This window comes from Pseudomonas sp. MF5691 (assembly GCF_016405645.1).
Taxonomy (GTDB): domain Bacteria; phylum Pseudomonadota; class Gammaproteobacteria; order Pseudomonadales; family Pseudomonadaceae; genus Aquipseudomonas; species Aquipseudomonas shahriarae.
In genome coordinates, this window is record NZ_JAEKDC010000019.1 from 1 (window position 1) to 22,901 (window position 22,901).

Annotated in this window: 27 protein-coding genes and 2 pseudogenes; 9 read left to right on the forward strand and 20 right to left on the reverse strand. The window is 57.4% G+C overall.

Annotated elements, in window-relative coordinates; genetic code table 11:
* From ptsP to JFT44_RS22045, 4 genes are all read left to right on the forward strand, one after another.
* Window positions 1-2,134, forward strand: a 2,134-nt coding sequence (gene ptsP, locus JFT44_RS22030; protein ID WP_198831138.1) for a phosphoenolpyruvate--protein phosphotransferase, incomplete at its 5' end; no start/stop codon positions are given.
* A 25-nt stretch (window positions 2,135-2,159) separates the two neighbouring features.
* Window positions 2,160-3,866 carry an N-acetylglucosamine-specific PTS transporter subunit IIBC gene (gene nagE / locus JFT44_RS22035; RefSeq protein ID WP_198831139.1) on the forward strand — a complete coding sequence of 569 codons (1,707 nt, stop codon included), beginning with the start codon at window positions 2,160-2,162 and terminating at the stop codon, window positions 3,864-3,866.
* A gap of 200 nt (window positions 3,867-4,066) precedes the next feature.
* The gene (chbG, locus tag JFT44_RS22040; protein ID WP_057959512.1) at window positions 4,067-4,828 is read left to right on the forward strand and encodes a chitin disaccharide deacetylase; all 762 of its coding nucleotides are present in this window, start codon (window positions 4,067-4,069) and stop codon (window positions 4,826-4,828) included.
* Window positions 4,829-4,864: 36 nt separating this feature from the next.
* Window positions 4,865-6,694 carry a hybrid-cluster NAD(P)-dependent oxidoreductase gene (locus JFT44_RS22045; protein ID WP_128593930.1) on the forward strand — a complete coding sequence of 610 codons (1,830 nt, stop codon included), beginning with the start codon at window positions 4,865-4,867 and terminating at the stop codon, window positions 6,692-6,694.
* 595 nt (window positions 6,695-7,289) lie between these two features.
* Here the strand turns inward: JFT44_RS22045 and JFT44_RS22050 are convergent.
* Complete coding sequence (locus JFT44_RS22050) at window positions 7,290-7,853, reverse strand: isochorismatase family protein (protein ID WP_057959515.1); 564 nt, start codon at window positions 7,851-7,853, stop codon at window positions 7,290-7,292.
* 499 nt (window positions 7,854-8,352) lie between these two features.
* On the opposite strand from JFT44_RS22050, the pseudogene JFT44_RS22055 reads away from it, so the two are divergent.
* Together JFT44_RS22055 and JFT44_RS22060 are read left to right on the forward strand one after the other, a co-directional pair.
* A pseudogene (locus JFT44_RS22055) lies at window positions 8,353-8,478 on the forward strand (recombination protein NinG); the annotation flags it as partial.
* Window positions 8,475-9,056, forward strand: a complete 582-nt coding sequence (locus tag JFT44_RS22060) for a hypothetical protein (RefSeq protein WP_120732793.1) — start codon at window positions 8,475-8,477, stop codon at window positions 9,054-9,056. The pseudogene JFT44_RS22055 and the gene JFT44_RS22060, both read left to right, overlap by 4 nt.
* Before the next feature lie 122 nt (window positions 9,057-9,178).
* On the opposite strand, the gene JFT44_RS22065 is transcribed toward JFT44_RS22060, so the two are convergent.
* Complete coding sequence (locus JFT44_RS22065) at window positions 9,179-9,520, reverse strand: hypothetical protein (protein WP_057959517.1); 342 nt, start codon at window positions 9,518-9,520, stop codon at window positions 9,179-9,181.
* 161 nt (window positions 9,521-9,681) lie between these two features.
* Here JFT44_RS22065 and JFT44_RS22070 point away from each other — a divergent pair.
* Window positions 9,682-9,828 (forward strand): annotated as a pseudogene (locus tag JFT44_RS22070) (phage holin family protein); the annotation flags it as partial.
* A gap of 175 nt (window positions 9,829-10,003) precedes the next feature.
* Here the strand turns inward: JFT44_RS22070 and JFT44_RS22075 are convergent.
* The gene (locus JFT44_RS22075) at window positions 10,004-10,633 is read right to left on the reverse strand and encodes a TetR/AcrR family transcriptional regulator (RefSeq protein WP_120732797.1); all 630 of its coding nucleotides are present in this window, start codon (window positions 10,631-10,633) and stop codon (window positions 10,004-10,006) included.
* Window positions 10,634-10,726: 93 nt separating this feature from the next.
* On the opposite strand from JFT44_RS22075, the gene JFT44_RS22080 reads away from it, so the two are divergent.
* Window positions 10,727-11,377: an NAD(P)H-dependent oxidoreductase gene (locus JFT44_RS22080; protein ID WP_057959519.1), complete on the forward strand. Its 651-nt coding sequence runs from the start codon at window positions 10,727-10,729 to the stop codon at window positions 11,375-11,377.
* Between the two features lie 356 nt (window positions 11,378-11,733).
* Here the strand turns inward: JFT44_RS22080 and JFT44_RS22085 are convergent, their stop codons facing one another.
* Genes JFT44_RS22085 through JFT44_RS22100 form a run of 4 tightly spaced genes read right to left on the reverse strand, consistent with a single transcriptional unit; the run spans window position 11,734 to window position 13,706 of the window.
* Complete coding sequence (locus JFT44_RS22085) at window positions 11,734-12,768, reverse strand: tyrosine-type recombinase/integrase (RefSeq protein WP_128593487.1); 1,035 nt, start codon at window positions 12,766-12,768, stop codon at window positions 11,734-11,736.
* A complete protein-coding gene (locus JFT44_RS22090; protein WP_029294919.1) occupies window positions 12,769-12,984 on the reverse strand; it encodes a DUF4224 domain-containing protein in 216 nt (71 codons plus the stop codon). It abuts the gene before it with no gap.
* A 2-nt stretch (window positions 12,985-12,986) separates the two neighbouring features.
* Window positions 12,987-13,208: a hypothetical protein gene (locus JFT44_RS22095; protein WP_198831140.1), complete on the reverse strand. Its 222-nt coding sequence runs from the start codon at window positions 13,206-13,208 to the stop codon at window positions 12,987-12,989.
* Window positions 13,209-13,244: 36 nt separating this feature from the next.
* A complete protein-coding gene (locus JFT44_RS22100) occupies window positions 13,245-13,706 on the reverse strand; it encodes a hypothetical protein (protein WP_198831141.1) in 462 nt (153 codons plus the stop codon).
* Between the two features lie 130 nt (window positions 13,707-13,836).
* Between JFT44_RS22100 and JFT44_RS22105 the strand changes: the two genes are divergently transcribed.
* Window positions 13,837-14,079, forward strand: coding sequence for a hypothetical protein (locus tag JFT44_RS22105; RefSeq protein ID WP_198831142.1), 243 nt, complete (start codon window positions 13,837-13,839; stop codon window positions 14,077-14,079).
* Between the two features lie 35 nt (window positions 14,080-14,114).
* Here JFT44_RS22105 and JFT44_RS22110 read toward each other — a convergent pair whose 3' ends face one another.
* The 13 genes from JFT44_RS22110 to bet form a co-directional block, all read right to left on the reverse strand.
* Window positions 14,115-14,297: a hypothetical protein gene (locus tag JFT44_RS22110; protein WP_065948844.1), complete on the reverse strand. Its 183-nt coding sequence runs from the start codon at window positions 14,295-14,297 to the stop codon at window positions 14,115-14,117.
* Complete coding sequence (locus tag JFT44_RS22115) at window positions 14,297-14,614, reverse strand: hypothetical protein (RefSeq protein ID WP_198831143.1); 318 nt, start codon at window positions 14,612-14,614, stop codon at window positions 14,297-14,299. The genes JFT44_RS22110 and JFT44_RS22115 overlap by 1 nt, the downstream gene beginning before the upstream one ends.
* 49 nt (window positions 14,615-14,663) lie before the next feature.
* Window positions 14,664-15,242, reverse strand: a complete 579-nt coding sequence (locus JFT44_RS22120; RefSeq protein ID WP_198831144.1) for a hypothetical protein — start codon at window positions 15,240-15,242, stop codon at window positions 14,664-14,666.
* 140 nt (window positions 15,243-15,382) lie between these two features.
* A complete protein-coding gene (locus JFT44_RS22125) occupies window positions 15,383-15,814 on the reverse strand; it encodes a hypothetical protein (RefSeq protein WP_198831145.1) in 432 nt (143 codons plus the stop codon).
* A gap of 131 nt (window positions 15,815-15,945) precedes the next feature.
* Window positions 15,946-16,257: a DUF4406 domain-containing protein gene (locus JFT44_RS22130; RefSeq protein WP_198831146.1), complete on the reverse strand. Its 312-nt coding sequence runs from the start codon at window positions 16,255-16,257 to the stop codon at window positions 15,946-15,948.
* Window positions 16,258-16,300: 43 nt separating this feature from the next.
* Complete coding sequence (locus JFT44_RS22135; protein ID WP_233098405.1) at window positions 16,301-17,458, reverse strand: RNA-directed DNA polymerase; 1,158 nt, start codon at window positions 17,456-17,458, stop codon at window positions 16,301-16,303.
* Window positions 17,459-17,670: 212 nt separating this feature from the next.
* Window positions 17,671-18,024 carry a four helix bundle protein gene (locus JFT44_RS22140; protein ID WP_198831147.1) on the reverse strand — a complete coding sequence of 118 codons (354 nt, stop codon included), beginning with the start codon at window positions 18,022-18,024 and terminating at the stop codon, window positions 17,671-17,673.
* Window positions 18,025-18,081: 57 nt separating this feature from the next.
* Window positions 18,082-18,675, reverse strand: a complete 594-nt coding sequence (locus JFT44_RS22145) for a DUF1566 domain-containing protein (protein WP_198831148.1) — start codon at window positions 18,673-18,675, stop codon at window positions 18,082-18,084.
* 119 nt (window positions 18,676-18,794) lie between these two features.
* Window positions 18,795-19,271, reverse strand: a complete 477-nt coding sequence (locus tag JFT44_RS22150; RefSeq protein ID WP_198831149.1) for a hypothetical protein — start codon at window positions 19,269-19,271, stop codon at window positions 18,795-18,797.
* Between the two features lie 57 nt (window positions 19,272-19,328).
* Window positions 19,329-19,556, reverse strand: coding sequence for a hypothetical protein (locus JFT44_RS22155; RefSeq protein WP_198831150.1), 228 nt, complete (start codon window positions 19,554-19,556; stop codon window positions 19,329-19,331).
* A 172-nt stretch (window positions 19,557-19,728) separates the two neighbouring features.
* The gene (locus JFT44_RS22160) at window positions 19,729-20,322 is read right to left on the reverse strand and encodes a hypothetical protein (RefSeq protein ID WP_198831151.1); all 594 of its coding nucleotides are present in this window, start codon (window positions 20,320-20,322) and stop codon (window positions 19,729-19,731) included.
* Window positions 20,319-21,947 carry a YqaJ viral recombinase family protein gene (locus JFT44_RS22165; RefSeq protein ID WP_198831152.1) on the reverse strand — a complete coding sequence of 543 codons (1,629 nt, stop codon included), beginning with the start codon at window positions 21,945-21,947 and terminating at the stop codon, window positions 20,319-20,321. The genes JFT44_RS22160 and JFT44_RS22165 overlap by 4 nt, the downstream gene beginning before the upstream one ends.
* Window positions 21,944-22,750 (reverse strand): phage recombination protein Bet, encoded by an 807-nt coding sequence (bet, locus tag JFT44_RS22170; protein WP_198831200.1) that lies wholly within the window; start codon window positions 22,748-22,750, stop codon window positions 21,944-21,946. The genes JFT44_RS22165 and bet overlap by 4 nt, the downstream gene beginning before the upstream one ends.
* Window positions 22,751-22,901: the final 151 nt, after the last annotated feature.

The window sequence follows — 22,901 nt, forward strand, 5'->3', positions numbered from 1 at the left end:
CCTCACTAACGGTGAGCAGTTCGAACTGCGCCCCGTGGCCGTGAACGCCGTCAAGGTCGGCGAAGCCCTGCTGCGCATCGTTGCGCGTCAGGCTGGCGTCGTGCAGCCCGTGATGGCCGACACCGCCCAGGCGCGTGCCAGTGCCAGCGTGCGCATCACCCATCGCGGCGGCCTGCATGCGCGGCCCGCCGCGCTGATCCGCAAGACCGCCCAGGGTTTCAGCAGCCTGTCGCAGCTGCATTTCGCCGGTAAATCGGCGTCGTGCGCCAGCCTGATCGGCTTGATGAGCCTGGGCATTAGCGAAGGTGATGAAGTCCGTGTGAACTGTGTCGGAAAGGATGCTGACGCGGCGCTGCAGGCGTTGGTCGCGGCCTTATCCGTCGTCATTAAAGAAGAACACCACGCCCCGGCCATCGTCGCTCCACGCCGGGCAAGCAGTGAAGCCGGTGTGCTGCAAGGTGTGTGTGCTGCGCCGGGACTGGTCTACGGGCCGTTGTTTCACCTGACCGGTATCGAACTGCCGGCCGACACCGGCAACCATTCCGCCGACGAACAACTGCAACGCCTGGACGCAGCGTTGGAGCAAGTGCGCAGCGAAATCCGCACGACACTGAAGCATGCCCGCCAGCGTAAGAGCGTCCAGGAAGAGGATATCTTCGCGGCGCATCTCGCCTTGCTGGAGGACCCAACACTGCTGGAGGCGGCTACCGGCGCCATCGAAAACGGCAGCGCCGCTACCCACGCCTGGCACGATGCGATCCAGGCGCAATGCGGGGTATTGCTGGCCTTGGGCAAGCCACTGTTCGCCGAGCGTTCAAATGATCTAAGGGATCTGCAACAACGCGTATTGCGAGCTTTGCAAGGTGAAGCCTGGCACTTCGGATTGCCTGCCGGCGCGATCGTCAGCGCCCACGAGTTGACGCCGTCTGACCTGCTGCAATTGAGTGCCCAGCAGGCTGCCGGCCTCTGCATGGCCGAAGGCGGTGCGACTTCCCATGTGGCGATTCTGGCTCGTGGCAAAGGCTTGCCGTGTGTGGTAGCGCTGGGCGCCGAAGTACTCGATGTTCCCCAAGGCCAATGGGTGGTACTCGACGCCGTCAACGGTCGCCTGGAACTGGAACCCACCGAAGCGCGCCGCGCCGAAGTGCACCAGATTCGCGACGCACAGAAGCTGCGTCGCCAACAGCAACAGGCCCAGGCCCAACAGCCGGCGAACACCATTGATGGCACGACCATCGAAGTGGCCGCCAACGTCGCCTCCAGCGTCGAAGCCCAGGTTGCTTTTGAAAGCGGCGCCGATGGCGTCGGCCTGCTGCGCACCGAATTCCTCTTCGTCGACCGCCGCACCGCGCCGGATGAGCAGGAACAGCGCCAGGCCTACCAAGCCGTGCTGGATGCCATGGGCGACAAGTCCGTGATTATCCGCACCATCGATGTGGGCGGCGATAAGCAGCTTGATTATCTGCCGCTGCCGATTGAAACCAACCCGGTGCTGGGCTTGCGCGGTATTCGCCTGGCTCAGGTCCGCCCTGAGGTGCTCGACCAGCAACTGCGTGCCCTGCTGCAGGTAAGCCCGCTGGCGCGTTGCCGCATCCTGCTGCCGATGGTCAGCGAAGTCGACGAGCTGCTGCACATCCGCCAGCGCTTCGATGAGCTGTGCGCAGAGCTGGAACTGACCCAGCGCCCCGAACTGGGAGTGATGATCGAAGTACCCGCCGCTGCGTTGATGGCCGAGCAACTGGCCAGGCACGCGGACTTCCTGTCCATTGGCACCAATGACCTGTCCCAGTACACCCTGGCCATGGACCGCGACCACGCCGGCCTCGCCGCGCGGGTCGATGCGTTGCACCCGGCGCTGCTGCGCCTGATCGCCCAGACCTGCAGCGGCGCGGCTAAACACGGGCGTTGGGTCGGTGTGTGCGGTGCCCTCGCTTCCGACCCGCTGGCTACGCCGGTGCTGGTCGGTCTGGGCGTCAGCGAGCTGTCGGTGAGCCCGCCGCAGATCGGTGAAATCAAGGACCGCGTCCGCCACCTGGACGCGGCGCAATGCTGGCAACTGAGCCAAGGCCTGCTCGACCTGAGCAGTGCCAAAGCCGTCCGCCAAGCCTGTCAACACCACTGGCCGCTGAGCTGATAACAACAACAAAAGGAGACATGCTATGTATCAACATTTTATCGAAGGCCTGCAACGCCTGGGCCGGGCACTCATGCTGCCGATCGCTATCCTGCCGATCGCCGGCCTGCTGCTACGCCTGGGCGACACCGACCTGCTGAACATCGCGGTGATGCACGACGCCGGGCAGGCAATTTTCGCCAACCTCGCGCTGATCTTCGCCATCGGCATCGCCGTGGGGTTCGCCCGTGACAACAACGGCACGGCGGGTTTGGCCGGTGCGATTGGTTACCTGGTGATGGTCTCCACGCTCAAGGGGATGGACACCTCTATCAACATGGGCATGCTTGCGGGTATCGCCAGTGGCTTGATGGCAGGCGCGCTGTATAACCGCTTCAAGGACATCAAGTTGCCGGAGTACCTGGCGTTCTTTGGCGGGCGGCGGTTTGTGCCGATTATCACGGGGTTCAGCGCGGTTGGACTGGGGGTGATCTTTGGTTTGATCTGGGCGCCGATCCAGCACGGTATCGACAGCTTCGGCGTGCTGCTGATGGAAAGCGGCAGCCTCGGCGCGTTTGTGTTTGGGGTGGTCAACCGCCTGCTGATCGTCACTGGCCTGCACCACATCCTCAACAATATGGCGTGGTTTGTGTTCGGCACCTTTACCGATCCGGTGACCGGCGCCGTGGTCACTGGCGACCTCGCTCGCTACTTCGCGGGCGACCCCAAAGGCGGCCAATTCATGACCGGCATGTTCCCGGTGATGCTCTTCGGCCTGCCCGCTGCGTGCTTTGCGATGTACCGCAACGCCCTGCCTGAACGCCGCAAAGTGATGGGCGGGATTTTCCTGTCGATGGCGCTGACCTCGTTCTTGACCGGAGTGACTGAGCCGGTTGAATTCGCGTTTATGTTCCTCGCGCCATTCCTGTATCTGATCCATGCGGTGCTGACTGGCCTGTCGATGGCTGTCACCAATATGCTGGATATCCACCTGGGCTTTACCTTCGCCGCAGGGGTTATCGACATGGTGCTGGGTTGGGGCAAGTCCAGCAATGGTTGGTTGGTGTTTCCTGTGGGGTTGGCTTACGCGGTGATCTACTACAGCGTGTTCAACTACTGCATTCGTCGGTTCAACCTGAAGACCCCTGGCCGTGAAGATATCCAGGTGGTACAGGCCCAAGCAATGAGTGATAGCCAGCGGGCCAGTGCCTATATCCGCGCCCTGGGCGGCGCCGACAACCTGCTCAGTGTCGGCGCCTGCACCACCCGTCTGCGCCTGGACATGGTCGACCGCAACAAGGCGGTGGACGCGGAGCTGAAAGCACTCGGCGCGATAGCTGTTGTGCGGCCAGGGAGCGGCGGGAGTTTGCAGGTGGTGGTCGGGCCGATGGCGGATTGCATTGCTGATGAAATTCGGTTGGCCATGCCTTCGTTTGTTGTCAGAGCACCTGTGACGGGTGCGCCCTTGGATAAGCCGATGGCGGTGGATGTGCAGGAAGCCGAGAAATGGCTGAGCGCGTTGGGTGGCAGGGGGAATGTGCGGCAGTTGGAAGCGGTGGCGATGACGCGGTTGCGGGTGGAGTTGGGGGATGAGTCGGGGTTGTCCGAAGCTGATCTCACTGCGCTGGGTTGCCAAGGTCTCAGCCAGCTGGAAAGCGGTGTTTGGCACTTGTTGATTGGTGACAAGGCCACAGGCTTGGGTGAGGCGCTTGAGTGCTTGGTCGGTGCTCAACAGACCGGGGCGGGCGCTTAAAGGGGTGGTATGCCCAAACCGCCGAAATTTCCGTCGGGCCTATAAATGCGTGTTTTGAGACCGGATGGCGTTGCAGCGTTTTTTTGACCCCAATCAACGACGGCATCAAAAACGCTGGCTACTTCAGATCTCCCCTAGGCTCCGCTTCTCTGCTTTAGCCCGCTATTCAGAGGAGTATTGAACATGACGAGAGGAGCAAAATGAAAAAAATCTTAATTGTTAATGCCGATGACTTTGGCATGAGCAAAGGCCAGAACTACGGGATAGTTGAGTCCTACAATAACGGCATCGTCACGTCGACAACCGCCATGGTTACCTCTCCTTATGCGTTACACGCAGCTGAACTGAGTCAGAAAAACCCAGGTTTAGGTGTCGGGCTTCACCTTGTTTTGACCTATGGACGTCCGTTAACGGCTATGAAAAGTCTGGTTAATGAAACCGGGGAGCTAGGTAAATGGTTGTGGGGATATGCAGAAAAGGGAATGCTGGAGCCCGCAGAGATAGCAGTCGAATTAAATGCGCAATTTGAGAAGTTTATAGAGGTTTTTGGGAGGGTCCCTACACATTTGGACAGCCATCATTTTGTGCATATGCTGCCAGAAATTTATCCCGTGGTTGAGAGCTTCGCAAGCAGTAAATCATTGCCTTTGCGGATAGACCGCACTGAAGCTAAAAAATTTAATATTCAAGTAAATACTTCCCGTGCCACCAATTATTTCGATTCCAGTTTTTATGGAGAGGCCGTTTCAGAGGCGCTTATCCTGCAAATACTAGAGAATGCCGATAAGCGAGGTTGTATGAGTCTTGAGATAATGTGTCATCCCGCATTTTTAGATGATGTCATTCTAAGGAGTTCATATTGCTACCCTCGGGTTAAAGAGATTGATGTTTTGACCTCCCTGGCGCTCAGGAACGAAATAATATCCCGCGGATATAGCTTGGAAAACTACTCTTCGATCTGATAATTCAATTCGGTCTAAAAATATCCGGAGGATCAGGTGACCTTGACGAATAAACCTTATTTAACTGAGATAACATTTTATCCTGTTAAATCGACGGGTGGAATCAGCCAGTCACAAGTGTGGGTTGAGAAGCAGGGGATTGCGTTCGATCGCCGCTTTATGGTGGCGCGTGAAGATGGCGAGATGATAACGGCCCGTGAGTTCCCGCAGTTACTTAATATAACCGCTGCGCTATTTGCGGAGGGATTATATTTAACCTATGCGCAATGCAAACGTCTCGTATTAAAGTATTCGGATTTTATGATGCTTGAGGCTGGTACCAATGTGTTCAAGGATAACTTTATTGCCTTTACTACCACCGATGAGGCGAATCAATGGTTTTCGGCTATTTTGAGTGCCCCGGTGCAACTGCTTTATACCGGTGAACAATCAAATAGAACGCGTGAGGCTATTCCATTTAACATCAGTTTCGCTGACGGTTACCCTTTGCTTATTATCAGTGAGGCCTCTCTGGCCGCGCTGAATGAGCGCAGCATCGAGAATGTCTCAATGACCCATTTTAGACCTAATCTAGTGGTCAGTGGAACGAATGCTTTCGATGAGGATAGCTGGAAGCGAATTCGTATTGGTGACGTTATCTTTGAGGGAGTTAAACCCTGCACGCGATGTGTTCTCACAACGATTGATCCGAAAAGCACAATCTTCGATGCAAAAAAAGAGCCGTTAAAAACACTGTCTGAATTCAGAAGCGATGAACAAGGAAATATTAAATTCGGGCATAATCTTGTTGCCCTCAACGAAGGAGTGATTAGAGTAGGGGATTTTATCGAGGTTTTAGAAGAGAAGCCCCGGGAGGTATTTAACGTCAGTGCCACTCAACGCCTAAGTCTGATTTGTGCTAAGCGGGAGAACGTCTCTCACGATATTTGTACTTTCTGGTTTGAATCTGGAAACGGCAATTTACTTCCCTCATACCTTCCAGGGCAACATCTTCCTATAACGCTTAAAATAGACGGTCAGTATTTCACGCGTCGCTATACGCTATCGTCAACGCCTTCGCGCGCGGGGCTATATGCAATATCGGTAAAACGAGCACCCGGTGGGCGTGTCTCGAACTGGTTACATGATCGCTTGCAGGTGGGGCACAAGTTAGCTATGGAATCACCTGCCGGTGAATTTTATCTCGATATTACTGCTGATAAGCTTCTATTGCTTGCTGCGGGCAGCGGTATCACACCAATGATTTCTATGCTGCGTTACCTCTATGATAATAAAAGGCATATTGATATTTATCTCTACTATCAATGCCGCACTCGGGAAGACATAGCTTTTAAGTCAGAGATTGATTATCTTAAGAGCGTTAACCCTAATCTGAAAGTTATTGTCGCATTAACTCGGCCTGATGAATTATGGGGCGGGCCAAAGCGACGCTTAGATACTCAGTTGCTCAAGGGGATTCCTAAGGTAAGCGAACGGCAGGTATTTGCCTGTGGTCCTGATGAGTTCATGAAATATGCTCGGTGTGAGTTATTGAAGCTCGGTGTGCCTAAGTCACATTATCATCAAGAAACCTTCAATGTTGCTATTATCCCTCAGGCTGAGTTTAGGCCTGTTAACCTGATAGTCAATGGAGTCGCCTTCTTAGGCGATAATCAGCAGCCTTTATTGCGTCAGGCTGAGCAAGCGGGTGTGCAATTACCTTATGGATGTCGTGCAGGGTTTTGTGGTCAATGTAAAGTGAGAGTCGTTTCTGGGTGCGTTGACCAACAAAGTGCATCAGCGGTATCTGCAGAAGAGCAAATGAGCAATCATGTCTTGACCTGCTGTGCGGTTCCATTAACAGACTTGGTAGTGGAATCTGCGTGACTTGAGGTATAGAGGTTTCAAACTTCCAGCTTATGGAAAAAATGCTGCTCTCTGCGCACATCGAGGTTCGACTGCCGGGAAACACCCCGTGCGGCTCAGCAGAAAGGACGCTGTTTTTGCTGGGGGTGATGAATGCCCGTAGCTACACGCGAGTCGTCCTTGTCCAGTTTGATGAGCCGCTTACTGAACATTCATGTGATTGGTAAAACACGACTAGGGGCCGAGCTTTTGCGCAGTCCTATAAGTGCTACAGTCCCGCCAAACCACAGAGGGAACGACATGCGGATTTTTATAGCGGCGGTAGCGGTGGTGCTGCTGGCGGGGTGCGCTTCGAGTCACGTTGATATTCCAAAGCCCCATGAAACTCAAGAGTGCATGACCTACAGGTCAATGATGACCGCGCCTATGGCGCCGGATGCGATGCAACGACTGAAGGCAGCGTGCGAGCATTCGAGATATCAGTAGCTTTCGAGTTGCTCTGTGGTAGCCAACCGCCCAACCAGCGCTGGGCTTTTTGCATCTGGCGCTAGCGACTGTTATCGCATCAATAGGTGCCTTCATACTGAGGCAGGGCGGTTGAGGAAGCCTCTTAGCCTTACGTGAACTGTGCGATCACTTCGTCCGATGACATAACATCGGCATATTCATCACCAAGTATTGCCAAGGTCAGGTCGTAAACAGTTTTGGCGTCCCAGGTCTTTCCATTCGCCCCGACGACGGGCACAGCAGTTGTGGCGTCGGAGGGAAGAATGATGCTGTATCCGAGTGCTTTGCCCGCACGGACCGTGGCGTCCATGCTGTTATGAATGACGACCCCCGTTAGCACCAACTGCTTTGCTTTCATCCCTTTGAGAGTGGCGTCCAACTCGGTGCCAATGAAGGCGCAGTTTTCATGTTTGATGATGACGACTTCTCCCTTTATCGGGGCAACGACTTCCTTGATGCCATTCCACGGGCCATGGACGTAATAACTAGATGTAGGAGTTCGTTCATCGTGCTTCACGTGCAGAACTGGCCAGTCGTTTGATCGCCATAGATCAAGAAGGCGTTGGATTACCGCCACGTACCCAGGATTATTTTTTCCGTCCCAGTTCGGGCGATCAATGGCGTCCTGAACGTCAAGGATAACCAGGGGGATAGGGCTGGGTTGATCCTTCATGTGATTTCAGTTCCTTTAGGTGGGGCGAGCGGATTGAGTTTGCTGTAACAATCTGCTCCCAGCAACTGGTCGAACATGAATCCAACGCGCCGCGAACGTTGTCGGCTATTTCTGTGCCGCCTTGCTGCTCAACCCAGTTCGTAAGCCCCGTGATGGTTGATGGTTTTACCCTGCTTGACGGCCAGCCGGTTGTCCCGGATGTTCACCTGTATTCGTCAACACTCATGCCTCCCTCAATGCCTGCCTCCCGGGCGATCTCTTTCGAGGTGAATCCCTGGGCAAAAGGCCCTTACAAAATGCACGCTACAGCTCTGAATGCCCTGGTTGAGTGGGGCAGGGTGCATGAGGTCCGGTGTTCCCAGCCGAGGCTATCGGGACCGCTAATTCTGTTCAGTTGAATCTCCCTTCTTCCGCTGGGATTCGCGGGGCGCATTGCTTGCCAGGTCATTCGCACGGTTCGAGCGTTTCGCTCTCGATCAGCCACATATCAATAGCGCTAGGCGCTGAGGCAGTTGAGTGGTTGGAGGGACCTCATGAGGCCAAGAAGTACACGGTCGAAAAGTTAAAGGCGATGACCGCCGACTACCGAGCGAAGACTAGAGAGCTGAAGAGGGCTGTCGCATGAAGATTAATTCAGCGCGCCAGGCATGGCATGACTGCAACGACAACCCAGCGCCTGGCCAATCCTCAGATGCCGCAGAGCTTGGAGTAGTGGTGCAGAGTACCCAGCGAGGACCTACTGCAAATCACGCGGTGCACGGAGCGCTTGCTGGTCACATCCAGTCGGCGATAGCGCGTCTCCATTACCTGCTACGCGCCTTTGGCAATGCTATGTACGCGGCAGAGCCGACCGATGATGATCGGGAGGATGCGGAAGAGGCAGTTTTCAACCAGGCTTGCTCCCGAGTAGAGCGCATGACTGCCAGCAAGCGTGATCGTGCTGCGTACGTCGCTAAGGGTGTATTTCGCCGCTATCGATACATGCACCAGGGCGGGCAGTCTTCGAACCCTGATCCATTCATCAAGCCAGAGATCTTTCGTGCCTGGTTGGAAGGGGAGTACGGCATCAAGCTCCCACCGGCAGCTTGGGGGAGGGACTGGGAGCCTTTTGTGCAGCTCTGCTTCGATGCCTGCTATGACATTGACGCCAAGGCATTACGCCCAATTGGTGGGATAACTTACAAGATGAATGAGGCCGCTTGAATTCCCGCACGGCTGAGAAAATTATTTCCCCATAGTTAATATTTTGCCTACGGCGAGTTTGATAGAGGCCCGACCACATAGTCGGTTTTTTATTTGCGAAATTATTTTGCGAAGCAAATTAATCAGGGATAACTATTTTTGCATTGATCCGAAGCCATGATTTTTTTTGCTCGATCAATCTGAGCAGGCATTGGCAACTCCGGATTTCCTGTTATTTCTATTCGTGCTTTTTCTGCGAGATCTTTAATTTCTTCGTAGTTCATATCTAGGCCATGGTCCTTCTGATATTGAGCAACCGCCTGCCCGGTTTTGATCCCCACTTCACCAGGGGCGCCGCCGGCCACAGTCTCTGTTGCCATAACGCAACGGACGACCTGATAAATCTGATCTTTCCTCGTGTCACACGCTGTTAAGAGAAGACAGCTCATAGCGATCAGTATTGGGTAGTGTTTTCTAAATTGCATATTTCGCCTCTCATTTTGCAGCTCATTAGATCGTGTACCAGGTTCCCCTGGGGGACATATCCGTTTAACGCAGCCGATCGTAACACGTGGCCATATGCTCTTCTCCGAGCCTGAACTTTATCAGCGACTTACCTTTAATCAGCGCAGCTACGACGCCCAACATGCCAGACAAACCAGACACCTGGCTCATCGTGCTTGCATGGCTGAGTCAGCATTCGCCAACGCTTTATGCTGCCGGGCTATCTGCCTTGATGGCTGGTATCAGGATCATCTATGGCGGCGGTAATCGAGGCCGCCACTCTTTGGAAGAGCATTCTGCACCATGGTGACTAGGAGTTATATTGAGTGTTCGCTTCTGGCCGGTTCAGGTCTTTCGCGACCGGCTACAATCGACCCTTTTCGGACGTCCGGTGCAACGTCGGATAGATTCGTGTTTTGCCCTTCGATTCACCAGACGCTCAGCTCACCGCTCTCGTCGACACTTTACGTGCCACCGCGCGCGCTTCTGTCGACCATTGCGATGATCGTTTCGAAGAGTTCGTCCTGCGCTTGCTCGGGTGTGATTTCTCCGGTTGCGGCGGCATGGGATAGGGCCTCGGCCGCACCGAGCATCGCCCGAAGACTCGCGGGCGCGATAGAACCCTCTCTGGTAAATGGGGAGAGGGCCATCCGGCACTTGTTCATGAAGATCGCTTCGTATTCGCGCTTGATCTTTTCGAGCTCTGGTGAGCTGGCCAACGCCGCGATCACACCGGGTATCTCGTTGCCCTGAAGAAGCACGCAGTTGACGTAAGACGATGCGATGACCGTCGCCGTGTCCTGCAAGGTGGGTTCGCTCGTCTGAAGCGCGGCGTCCATGAGTGCGGTCTGGCGAGCATCGAACTCCTGATAGAGCGCCGCCAGCAACCCGGGCCGCGTGCTGAAATGATCGTAAACCACGGGTTTTGTCACGCCAGCTTGTTCGGCGAGCCGTCCAAGCGTCAAGGCTTCCGTGCCTTCCTCCCGGACTAGCCGCCAGGCGACGTCCAGCAACTGTCGTTGCCTTTCTTCCCTTGACATGCGCCGACGCGGCTGCGGTCTGGAACCCTGCTCTCTTGTCTCGATGCTTGACATGGCTATATACCAAAAGTAACTTACTGTGCGTAACTTACCAATAGTATATAGGGTTCGCCCTTTCGCCCTCAATCAGTAGCAGGAGTTTTCGACATGCACGCGCTTATCGTTGTTGCCCATCACGATCCCCAGTCCCTCACCCATAGCCTCGCTTCGCAAATCGCCGAAGGCGTATCCCTGGCAGATCCCGGCAACTCCTTCGAAATCGCGGACCTCTCGGCGCAAGCGTTCGATCCAAGGTTCACTGCGGCTGATCTCGCTGTCCATCACAGGGAGGAACCGCCTCCCGCTGATGTTGCCGCCGAGCAGGCGCGGATCGATCGCGCCGATGCCCTTGTGCTGGTCTATCCCATCTACTGGTGGTCGATGCCAGCGCTTCTCAAGGGATGGATCGATCGCGTGTTCGCCAATGGCTGGGCGTTTGATTACAGTTCGGATGCCAAGCTGGTGAAGAAGCTTCGTCACCTGCGCGTTCATCTTGTCGGTGTCGGCGGTGCCGATGGGGGAACCTATGAGCGGCACGGCTATGCCGACGCCATGAAGACGCAGATTGACCATGGGATCTTCGACTATTGCGGCGCATGCGTAGTGACGTCCGAACTCCTACTCGAGTCAGAAATGCAGGATCCGAAGGTTCATATGGACACTGCACGAGCTCTCGGTCGCGAACTTTTCACTGTATCTAAGCGATGCAGTAATAACGGAACCAGTCATAACGGGACAGATTTATTTTCCATGACCTGAACTCCCGCTTCTGGCCGAACGCGGCCATACGACAAGCACCACGAGTCGTGGGCAATTTGGTAGTTCGTGTTCGGTCGGCAGGACGCCGAGGGAGGGATAATTGCGGAGCAGAGTCTAAAATTGCGGAGCAGAAAAGATAAAGGCCTGCATGAAGTTCATCATGCAAGCCCTTGATATCTATGGTGCCCGAACCCGGAATCGAACCGGGACGCCCTTACGAGCGGGGGATTTTAAGTCCGCATTCAAAGCTATATAAATCAATACGTTATCGTCGTATCCGGTCCGCAATTGTTTTGAAAGCGAGGCCTTGAAGGCCTTTGTTTTCAAGGGTGCCAAATTAATTGCGGAACGGATTTTCACTTGGTTGGAAGCACTTTCAGGCCCTTGCGGCGCCGAATATATTGCTCTGTCATTCCGACAGTTGTATGCCCGAGTTGGTCTCGTGCATCACGGATGCTGCCTGTCGATTCCTCCTTGTCCGTTGCAGCTTTTGCGCGCAGGTCGCGCATCTGAAACGCAGACTTTTCGATCCCGGCCTTCAACCTGGCCGCGTCAAATCTCCCTCTGAGCATGCTCGCCGTCATCGCCTGTCCGTTGTCCATTACAACGAGCTTGGTTGATCGAATCTTGTGCCCCTTTTTCCTTTCAAGAATACGGTCAATGACCACCTTCAGCTCCCCAACAACCTCAATCCGGCGCTTCGCACTGGTCTTTCCCTGTTTGATGAGCAGCTGACCATCGAGTAAGTCGCGCTCGTCCATCTTCAGTGTGTCACCAATGCGCTGGGCGGTGAGGTAGAACAGATCTAGTGCATCCTTGAGTGGCTGGTCCGCATGCAGGTACACCGCAGCGAGCATCTCGTCTTCGACGTAGGTGTCCCGGCCGGTCTCCTTGTTCCCTTTGATGCCAGCACAAGGGTTTGCGAGTGACGTATAGCCGCTCTGGCGCGCGAAGTTCCATATTGCGCTGAGTAGAGCCTTTTCCCGATTGGCTCGCACCTTTGCCGTTTTCGACCGATAGCGGAGGTACTGAACAACATGCTTCGGCTCGATTGCCTCTAACGGCCCGGGCGGGTCATTGAAGAAGACCAGCAGTTGCTTCAGCTCGCGAATGTTGTCTTTCTGGGTGGCCATGGACTTTGTCGGTACCACTTCATCCATGTATTTGTTCGCTACGTACTCAAATGTCAGCACCTGGGCGACGATTGCATTGGCGGCCCGGCTCTTTTCAAGCCGGGCATACTCAACAATTGCGGCACCGTAGTCAGATCCTAGAGCGATCTCCCGGCGCGGCTTATCACCTGCGTCGTAGTAGTAATAAACCCTTCCCCCGGGGCGCAGTCGCTTTCTCAGCCGGGGAATGCTGCCGGGGTTAGTGGGTCGTCTTGCCATTTATTGAATTCCCATCCGAGGCTGCCATTCGACTTTCTCAGGCTGCCGGTCATGTTTTCCAACTAGTAGTGATGCGGAGATCACGCATGGCCAGCCATTGCGTTTGATGGTGTGGCGAATGCCATTTCGGGACAGGACAAGTATCTGCCCGGCTTTTGTCTTGGCGCCTGTGAGCTCACAGACATCTTCATGCGACAGAAACTGAATGTCGTCCATGCCTACCTCCCGCCGCCCGCTGTAGGCCGCGCTGTCTTGATGATGTGGATGATGAAACCGAAGGTGAGCAGCATCCAGGCGACGGTGCCGGCGAATGCTGCGATCAGGTGTTGGTCGGTACCGGTGGAGAGCAGCTCCGGCACCTGCCAGAAAAACCAAAAGGTGGACCCCGCCACGTACAACACGATGGCCGTCATGAGCAGGGTGATTTTCGTTGCGTACATGGGGTGTCCTTGCCGCGCTGGGCGGCAGAAGGTGGGTTAGCGGGTGGCTTTGGCGATTACCGCTTCGGCGTGGGCAAGGGCTGCGTGGTACTTGTCGAGCCTGGCGGCGCCGAGTTTCGCCAGGCCGACCAAGTTGGATAGGCTTTCGAGCAGCTCTTCCTGCATCGCACGCTCCTCCCGGCCGATATCCCAGAAGCGCTGGCCCCAGTGATCCACCGGAGGCGGGTTGGTGTTCTGGGCGCCCATGGCGAGGGCCCCGACAATCGAATCGCAGAGGTCGCGCTTGTAGGTGTTGTCGCCGTCGATGCTCAGGCCGCGCCGGCGCAGCGCGCTCACCACTTCGTTTCTATCCAGGCCCTGGTCTTCCAGGATGATGTCTCGCTCCGGCTCGCCCGGGGTGACAATGACCAGGGCAAGCTTGGCGCCTGGCGGGCAGTAGCCGCTGAGTTTAACCAGGGCGTCGTTGGCTGCTTCGTGGAATCGCTGAACTGCTGACATAGGAATACCTCACCCGCCGCTCACCGGCAGGCACATAGGGGAATGGAGTAATGGCGTTTTGCCTAGATATCTGTGTCGCTTGGATGGGTGTAAAACGGGTATTCAATCCACCCGGTCGCCAGGAGGGCGCATGCCACACCAACTAGATATCCCGATTGCGCACGCCTACCGGGGCCACACAATGTTTCTCAAGTTCGTCTGGCGGCGCCCGAACGACGACGCACCGATTGCCGCGAAGATCATCGAGCCCGCGCAAATTGACGGGCTGGGCGAGGTCGCGGCTGAGCTGACCGGGCCTTGGCACGACTACCCAGCAGCAATTGATGAGGCAACGGCTGCTGCTGAGCGTTGGATCGACAGCCAATTGCCTTGAGGCCGCTCACCGGCAGGCATGTAGGGGGATTGGGGTTAGGGCTTCTGCGTTTTCTTCAGCTTGTTCCAGTGCCGCCAGATGTTTTCCTCGGGCACCTTCTTTTGCAGCGTGAAGTCGCAGTCGCGGCAGATGACCCAGCTGAGCCCGGCGCTGCAGCTGCTATCCAGCTCCAGGTTGTCGCTCGCGCACTCAGGACATGGTTTCAGTTCGTCGCTCATTAATTCGACTCCCCCGCGATTGTGATGCCAGCAGCTTTAATGGCCATGAAGCAGCCATTGCGCATGCGTATCTTGGCGTGATGGGCGTCAAAGAAGCTGTCGTCGATGGCGTCTTCCGGCGGTACCGGCGAGGGGCCAACCGTTGGCAGGACCACCACCAGGGTTTCGCGGGAGCGCTTGAACCAGTACCAGGCCCGGGCAACGCGCGGCACGCTGTAGCTGTCGCCCAAGCGCTGCAGCTTAATGAATGCCACCGGCACCTTGCCGTTATCGTCGCTGAAGGCTTGTTCGAATTGATCCTGCATTGTCTGCGTCATGGCATCGGCCCCTTGTAGATGAAGACGTAGGCGAACCAGAGGGTGGCGATCATGGCGTCACCCGCTGTTGTTCCAGACGGAGTGCCTGTTGCACTGCATGAATGATTCGTTCGAGATAATCCCAGTCCGGATTTGGCTCTGTCGCATCCGCGCTTAGATGCCACCACTCATCACCAAGAACCTGTTGCATCAGCTGATAGTGTGCGCCGCCAAGGGAGTCCATGGAGTTCACGTATCGGATGTCCTCCGCCTCGTCATACAGATCTCGGGCATCGGATTCGTCGAGATCACGAGACCTTCGCATCTGCAGGATTTCTCGACGAACTTTGTTGGCCAGCGCCTCAGCGCTGAACTGCCGAGAGCTCATTGCCTGATCGAAGTAGCCGATGATGTAGCCGGTGTTCAACTCGCAGAAAAACTGCCCGATGCTCAGGCCATCCCACATGCCACCCCAGTAGGCGGTCCAGCTCTTGCCCCAGCAGCTGACGGTGATCTTGCCCTTGCACGGTGCCAGGTCTTCAAGGAAGACGGTGATCGGGTCAAGACTCGGTGCGCCGGTGATCACCAGCTTCGTTACTGTCGAACGCTCCACCTGGAGAGGCTTGGCGACTTGGCTTTCTTCAGGCATGCCGGGTTCCTTGCCGCTATAGCGGCTGACTTTGAGTTAATAAAAAGTGAGGGAGAGGGCCGAGAATTAAGATTTTCTGGGGGGAGTGAAGATTTTCTGGGGTGGTGCCAGCAGGCACCAGCAGTAGGCGGGGAGTTGGGTTAGGGCTTGATCTGCATGCGCGAAAGGAAGTCTTCCGGGTCCCGGACAAAGTGGACGCCATCCGCGTTCTTGTAGACGTAGTGGTTGAAGCCCTTGAGGGTTCCGGCACCTTGAGCGATTGCTACAACGGTGTAGTCACCACCCTTTCCTATGCACTCGTAATGCTTGGCGTGATCGCCGCCACCCTCTGCTGGCTTGAGTGCGGCATCTGCAATCGCTTGGCAGACCTCAACCGAAGGCTCGGGCATACGCATATCGGATTCGGCGTAGGCATCCAGGCGCACCTTGATCTTGCATAACGCGGTCTCCAGCACGTCCACCCGCTCATCCGCCTCGGTCAGGCGCTGTTGCAGGGCGTCACGCTCGCGGATCGCCTGAGCGCGCTTGTTGCGCCAGTGCAGCGCAGCGTCCAGTTCTTCAGCGGCGCTCACCGTCAACGCCGGCGTGGTGGCTGGAACTGGAGTTCGTGCTTTGCCTGCGCCGGATCGGCCGGGACAATCAGGCGCGTGGCGCTCAGGATCAGCGGAGAAGCCCGCGGGGCAGTTACAAAAACAGAATCGACTCATACAGCCTCCCTCGTTACCAGGTCATGGGCATTCACAACCGTCATGCCTAGGCGTTCGGCGATCAGGACTTCCAGGCGGGCACCCTTTGAATGCTCCCAGCCGGGCAGGGTGGCCACGGTGTCGCAGTCCATCAGGGCGGCAATGTCGCGTCGCATGCAGTCGTTCCAGGTTCCGCCTTCCGGGTTGATCTCGGCGGGATTGGTGACGGTGTGGCCGCTGGCGCGGAGGCTGCTGGTCATGCTGTGGAAGGTGGGGAAGTTCAGACCTGGCAAGCCGCTCATGGGTCCGCTGAGGTAAATTCGTTTCACGGGGAGTCCTTGCCGGGCTAGGCCTGGCGGTGGAGTGGGGGAGTTACTTCTTCTGAAAGGTCTTGGTGAGCGCGGCGTTGACGCTGTTGCCGCGCTTCAGCACGACTCGTGCAAGGGCTGCCCGGTCTGCGTGGCTGTGGCTTGCCTGGCTGAGCAGGCCGAAGTAGCTGTTGGCGGTCTCGCGCAGATCTTCTGCCGGCGCTGCGGCGGTGCGCTTCAGCGCTTGGGCAAGGGAACGCTTGCGAGTGGTTCGTCGCCACGGCTTGATGACGTGCCCAACGAAGTCCACGCCGCGATCCACGGGTTGCAGGATCGTCTTGGTGGGGTTCAGCTTGGCGCCGAGCCTGGGCAGGAAAGCTTCGACCTCGGCCAGCCACTGGTTGAGCTGCTGCGGCGACTCATGCAGGAACACGAAATCATCGACGTAGCGGATGTAGTGTTTAGCGCGCAGCTGGTGTTTGGCGAACTGGTCCAGAGCGTCGAGGTAGACGTTGGCGAAGAACTGCGACGACAGGTTGCCGATCGGCAGGCCGAGGTGAGCGGGCTGCGCCACCAGGCGCTTGTGCTGCGGCACCCGATTGAACAGGTGGGCCGGGCTGCACGTCTCGTAGTCCTCACGCGGGTCGTGCATGAGGATCTGCGTTGCCAGGGCCAGCCACCAGGGTTCGGTGATTCGCTCCTCCAGCTGCTTGCGCAGCACGGCCTTGTCGATGGCGACGAAGAAATTGGCCAGGTCGCACTTAAGGTAGAAGACTTGCTTCGACCAGTTCTCGCTGGCGCTGCGGATCTTCGATTCAAGCCGCGTGGCGGCGTACAGCGTGCCGCGCCCAGGAATGCATGCGCAACTGTCCGCTATGAAGCTGGCGTAGAAGCGAGGTGCCACATGGTTGTACATCAGGTGGTGGACGACGCGGTCCCGAAAGTCTGCCGCCCATACCTCCCGGGCTTTCGGTCGGGTGACCACGAAACAAATGGATCGGCCTGGGCGGTAAGTGCCGGCAAGCAGGTCGTCGTACAGCTCCAGCAAGTTGATCTCCATGTCCTTCTCGAACTGCCGAGCACTTGCGGAATTCCGCTTGTTGCGTCGGCAGTCGTAGTAAGCCTGGACGAGATCCTCGAACTGGAATGGAGCAACACTTAAATCTGCGGACAGGGCGCGCGAGACGCTCGTTGTTCTTGTCGTTGTTGTTGAGCCAGCCATCTTCAAAGTCCATGTTGTAGGCGTTGTTGGCGGAGCGCTGCGACCTGTCGAGCTATCTACATCGCCAAACCGAAGGCAGTGCCGATCAGCTTGGAAACTGCGCGAGACCTACGCGGACGCTTTAGACCGGCGGTTTCTGTTGTGCGCATGGCGGTGACCCATAGGTCAGCGGCTCGACCAGATTTGGCGCACAGGCAAGAGGGCCTTGACCCTCAAGCAGCGGGCGCGATTGCGGACTTCTTCCAGGCGTTTGCCTGGCGGCCAACTGAGGCCGTCATCTTCATTGCCTTGGCGTGCTGCCCCTTGCTGATCAACCCTCGATTGGTGAGGGCGCGCAGCAAGTAGTTGAGCATCCAAATGCTTTCCAGCAGCAGGTTGATCTGGGGCAGTTTGTCCCGGGTCATATTGGCCCGGCCGATCAGCACCAGGACCTGCAAGCACTCGTCCCGGATCTTTGCCCCGACAACCTGTTTCAGGTCGCGCGGGATATTGCGCACCAGGTCAAGCGAAAGACCCAGCAACTCCTCGGCCACCTTGTGGATTTCCAAATCCGTATGCAGTGCCATCCCTGGCCTCCTGAAAAGCAAGGGTGCTATCGCACCCATGAATGAAGAATTGAATGATCAAATAAACTTTCTGCGGACAGGGCGCGCGAGACGCTCGCTGTCCTTGACGTCGTAGCTGAGCCAGCCATCTTCAAAGTCCATGGCGTAGGCGTAGTCGGCGGAGCGCTGCGAGCTCGTCCAGTGATAAGACTGGGTGAACGCTTCCGGCACGGTGATTTCGAGGAAGGACGCCTCACGACGAGCCATCAAGTAGAAGTCCTTGTGCCCGTCACGCTCGAAGTTCGCGCAGAACTGGGCGGCCGGGTGATCGTGCTCCCGGTTGCTGTTTGCCAGATACGCGGTATTGGCCTGGCCATCCCATGAGGATTTGGCGCCGTCGAGTTCCTGGCCGTAGCCGCCCCACTCAAGAGTGGACTCGGCATCTGCGCCCGTCGGCACGATCAGGTAGTAGGGCTTGTCACCGCCTGGGAACAGGCCGCCGTTCACGCCGCCTTCACCGGGCCAGTATTCGCCGATGGCCGGGATGTCGCTTGCCGCAATGGCTGGTGCTGCGGCGATGGCCAGGGTTGCGAGTTTCAGCACCACCCCTTCGTCCGGGCTGCTGATAGTCAGATCACCACGGGTGTACGTGGTCAGTTCATTGGCGCGCATGAGATGCTCCTGTGAGCGAGATAAGTTGCAGGTAGCCGGCGCTTCCCGACGAGCTTCTGGTCTGAGCGCCGTCCTGGCGCTCCCGGGAATCACCTGCGAAAAACGATTGAAGGAATGAATTACTGAATAGGGAGGCTGCGGAGAGGGCGCGCGAGACGCTCGTCGTACTTGCCGCTGCTGACGAGCCAGCCAGCTCCAAAGTCCATGAGGTAGGCGTTGTAGGCGGAGCGCTGCGAACTCAGCCAGTGCCAGCGATCCTCGCGGAGCTTCACCAGCCCATCAGCCTTGGCCGCCATCAGCAGTTGGCCTTCCAGGCAAGACGGGATGAAACCGTCCAGCTCCAGGGCCTTAACGGCGATCACGCTGCCAGCCTCGGCCATCGCCCGGGTGTTGGCTTCGCCGTCGCTGTAGCTGCCTGCACCGTTGATCTCGACGCCATACTCACCCCATGGGCCGCTGAGCTCGTCGGGCAGAAGGATCAGGGCGCGCTCAACGCCGTTGAGCCAGTAGCGGGTGACGAACACACCGCCGGCCAGAGGTTGGCCGCGCTCCGGGAGTTCGGCGGCGAGTACTGTTTGCTGTGCTTGCTTGGTCATGGGGATTCTCCGGGTAAGCGCCGCCCTCCGGTTACCGGATGCAGCGAGTAGGGTGGGTTATTCGTCGTGGCAAATGCGGAGTGATTCGCGGTTGTAGGCGAGCTGCAGTTTTGCCGACACGTTTTCGGGTATCACGTATTCGTGTCGCGGCGGCGCGAGAAACTGAGCCGATCCCGCCGGGCCCAGGCCGTGCAGGTGGTGAATCATCAAGGTCATGGCCTCGCCCTGTTCCTCGATGCCGTGCCAGGCCATCAGGTCAGCCAAGGCCTGGCGGGTGCCGGCCATGGTGTGGAGTCGCAATTCTTCCTCGCCGCGAGTCTTTCGCCTCGCCGCGAGTCTTTCGCCTCGCCGCAGTCTTTGCCGATCGGTCTTTCTGCGCGGCAGCCATGGCCTACCTCTTCTATTCCGCTGGCCGGCAGTGCGAGCCAGGTTTGACGTTTGCGTTGCTGGGTGCGGGCTATGCGGCGCATACGGATGCTCTACGGACAAGCTTCGGGTAGTCGATCCCATGCTTGGCAATGATCCGCTCAAAGGCTTTTGAGGCGATGGCCAGCTTCCCGCAGCACTTCCGGCGACTGATACCAAGCTCCAAGAAGGCGCGGATTCGTTCGGCCAGCCTTGCATCACGATCATCATCAACCTTCTTTGGCTCAAGGTTGAGAGAGCCGCCACGGGTTGGAGTTTTGAAAGTGATGTTGAAGTCATTACCGATCTTGCTGACGGTTCGTCGGTCAATGTTCAGGATGTTGGCGACCTCACACTTTGGATTGTCAGCGGCTAACTCGCGTACCTTTTCGGCAAGCTTTAAGCGCTGCTGAGTGCGCATATCGACTGAATCTTGCGCAAGCTGTGCTGGCTCAGCCCGCCGACGCATGAGGGGCTTCGGCGCCGGCGGCATCTGGTTGCTGTAGGTGATTGGCTTGGGGATGTAGCCGCTGGCCGGGCCTTCCTCAATCCGCCCGCCGGCCGCCACAAACTCAGCGACCTGGGCGGCAAGTTCTTCCTGGGCTGGGCGCAGGCGCTCTACTTCGTTATGGAGGATGCTGATCATGCTGCCGCCTTGCCGAGTGTCACCCCGGCCATGCTGAAGGTTGAACCCTGCGCCGCGACCATTGCGTCGAGAGCCTCCCAGTTGACCAAAAGCAGCGTGATCGGCGCCTGACCATTTGCTACGCCCCTCACCAGTGCCTCGAAGTCCGTCACGCTGGCCTGAAGCGCTACCTGCTCGACCGCTTGGGTAGTTACGGGCTTTGCGACCTGGGTCACGGGTGCTGAAGTCTGAACCGGGGCGGTGCGGACAGGCTCCGGTGTCGCGACCTTATCCACGACTGGCTCTGGCTTTATAGCTGCCAGGCGCTGGGCTTCTTGCTCTTCGGCAATACGCTTCGCGTCGGCCTTTTGTTGCTCCACCTTCTGGTGTTCGGAGATTCGGAATTTGATCAGCGTCACCAGATCATCGTTGGCTTTGGTTACCAGCTGCTGCACATCGCTAAACAGGAAGGCGTGATCAACAGCGAGCTCCGCCAGACTGGTCAGGTTCAAGCGAATGCTATCCGCCGCCTGACTCGCGTCGATCTTTGCCCGGGCCAGTTCGGTATCAACTGCGTCCTGAAGGCTGGCGATGGTGCGCTTGTTCTTCATGGCGCCGGCGAAGTCGACGTGCACATTAGGTAGCGCCACCTGGCCCAAGGTCCTGTTGATCCCGGCGATGTGTTCCGCAAGCGCGAGCTCGGCCTTTTGCTTGATGGTGGTCTTCACCAACAGCTCCTGGGCCTGCACGAGCTTATTGACCTTCAGGCGCGTTTCGCGGGCGTGGGCACTGATACGATCCAGCGACGAGAAGACTTCAGCAATGGTCGCGGTTTGAGATAATGCCTGCGTCTTAGCCGCATCCACCGCGCTCTCGACGTCACTACACCATTTGACCGCCTTCTTCGCGTCTGCAAAGTCCTGGTCTGTTGCCAGCTCAGTTTTTACCGAGTCGATTACAGCCAGAGCGGACCGCTCAAAGATTTGGATGTTGCTGGCGGTGACCATCCCGGTCAGTTCGATGCGCAGCGCTGGCAGTTCGTCCGGGGCTTTGCCGACGACGATTGAAGGGGCGTCGGCCATCTCGAAGTTGGCCAGGTCTGCCTCGAACTGTTTCCAGCCTTCGATCAACTGGGCCGCACGGCCGGCGACGGGCCGGTACTCCATGTGCACGAAGTTCTCCGCGGTGCCATCCGAGCAAACAAAGATCACTCGCTCAGCGCCGCTAACCAGCAGTTGCTGCTCAAGCTGCCAGTAGTAATGCGGAGCCAGTTCGCCGGCTTTCACCTGGGCCACGACCGACTCATTCCACAGTTTGTGCTCGAACAGGGTCTCGCCGAGCATCGTGGCACCGTCCATGGAGGCCAGCAGGTTGCCCTCGGTCGCAACGATCGGATACAGCTCTTCGCCGATCAGTGCTTCGGCCAGCGGGCGAGCCATGGCTTCGGTTGCGTGGCCTTTATCGAAGATGAACTGCTGAGAGGGTGTGACGTCCGGTGTGATGCCGGTCTTTTTGGCAGCAAGCAGGTCGGTGCGGGCTTGGTACTTCGAGGCGCCCATCATCGCTGGGGCTTCGGAGGCGGTGCGGAACTGGGCGCGGAGGGCAAGCCACTCGGCGGAGCCTTGAGCTACGTTGTGAATTTTCATGCTGCGTCTCCATCGAGGGCTTTGAGGTTGGTGATGGTTTCGATCTGGTCATCGCGCAATGAGTACTTGCTGATGACGTTGGAAATGATGTGCTCGGGACTGGTGCGACCGGCGTCGATCAGCGGCTGCCACTTTTCGATGTTTTCAGTCAGCAGTTCGTCGGGATAGGCAGGTTTGGCGTCCGGTTCCGGTGTGGGCTGCCGCGCCGGCGAGACGTCTCTGGCGGCTTCCTCAAATGTCTTTCCTTCCATCTCGTCGGCCGTTGGCGCTGATCCGACCTCAGGGAAAGCCTTGCGCAGTGCCTGAGCCTCAGCGCACTTGGCGAGCTGGGCAAATGCTCGGCGCTTCCACATGGCGTTGGGCTCCGCAGTGTCCTTGCTCGATGTCGCGTAGTTTTCAAGCCAGCGCTCATTGGCCGTGTATTCGGCGACCAGACCGTTGCTCATCTGCCGCTTGACCGTCACACGACACCATTCGGGATACGTGACTTCTACGCCGCTCAGCTTCGCCGTTACTAGAGGGCCATATTCAGGCTCGCTGATTCCGGCGTACTGGCCGGTGCGTGCCGCTTGAATGCGGTATAGGCCGATGCCAGGCATCACCGTGTCCTGCATCTTTTTTGTCTTCGAGTTCCAGATCGGGACGATGTGCACCGGCTTCAACATTGGGTCCAGGTGCGCGGCCTGACAGTAAGCCAACACCATCACTACAGAGTTCTTTTCGGCGCCGGGGTAGAGGCTGCTGCTCAGTACTTCAACGAGCGCGGCCTCCGACATCGCAGGAGTGTTGTCGTCCTGCTTCATTACTGCGGACATGGGGATTCCTTGCTGCGATGCTCGCAGCGATTGAAGGTGTGGGTTATTGAGTGATCAGGCCGCCGATTGCTGGGCCCAGTAGAACGATGGTGAGGAAGGTCAGGCCAACGATGGCCGAGGTCCAGCGGATGGCGCGGCG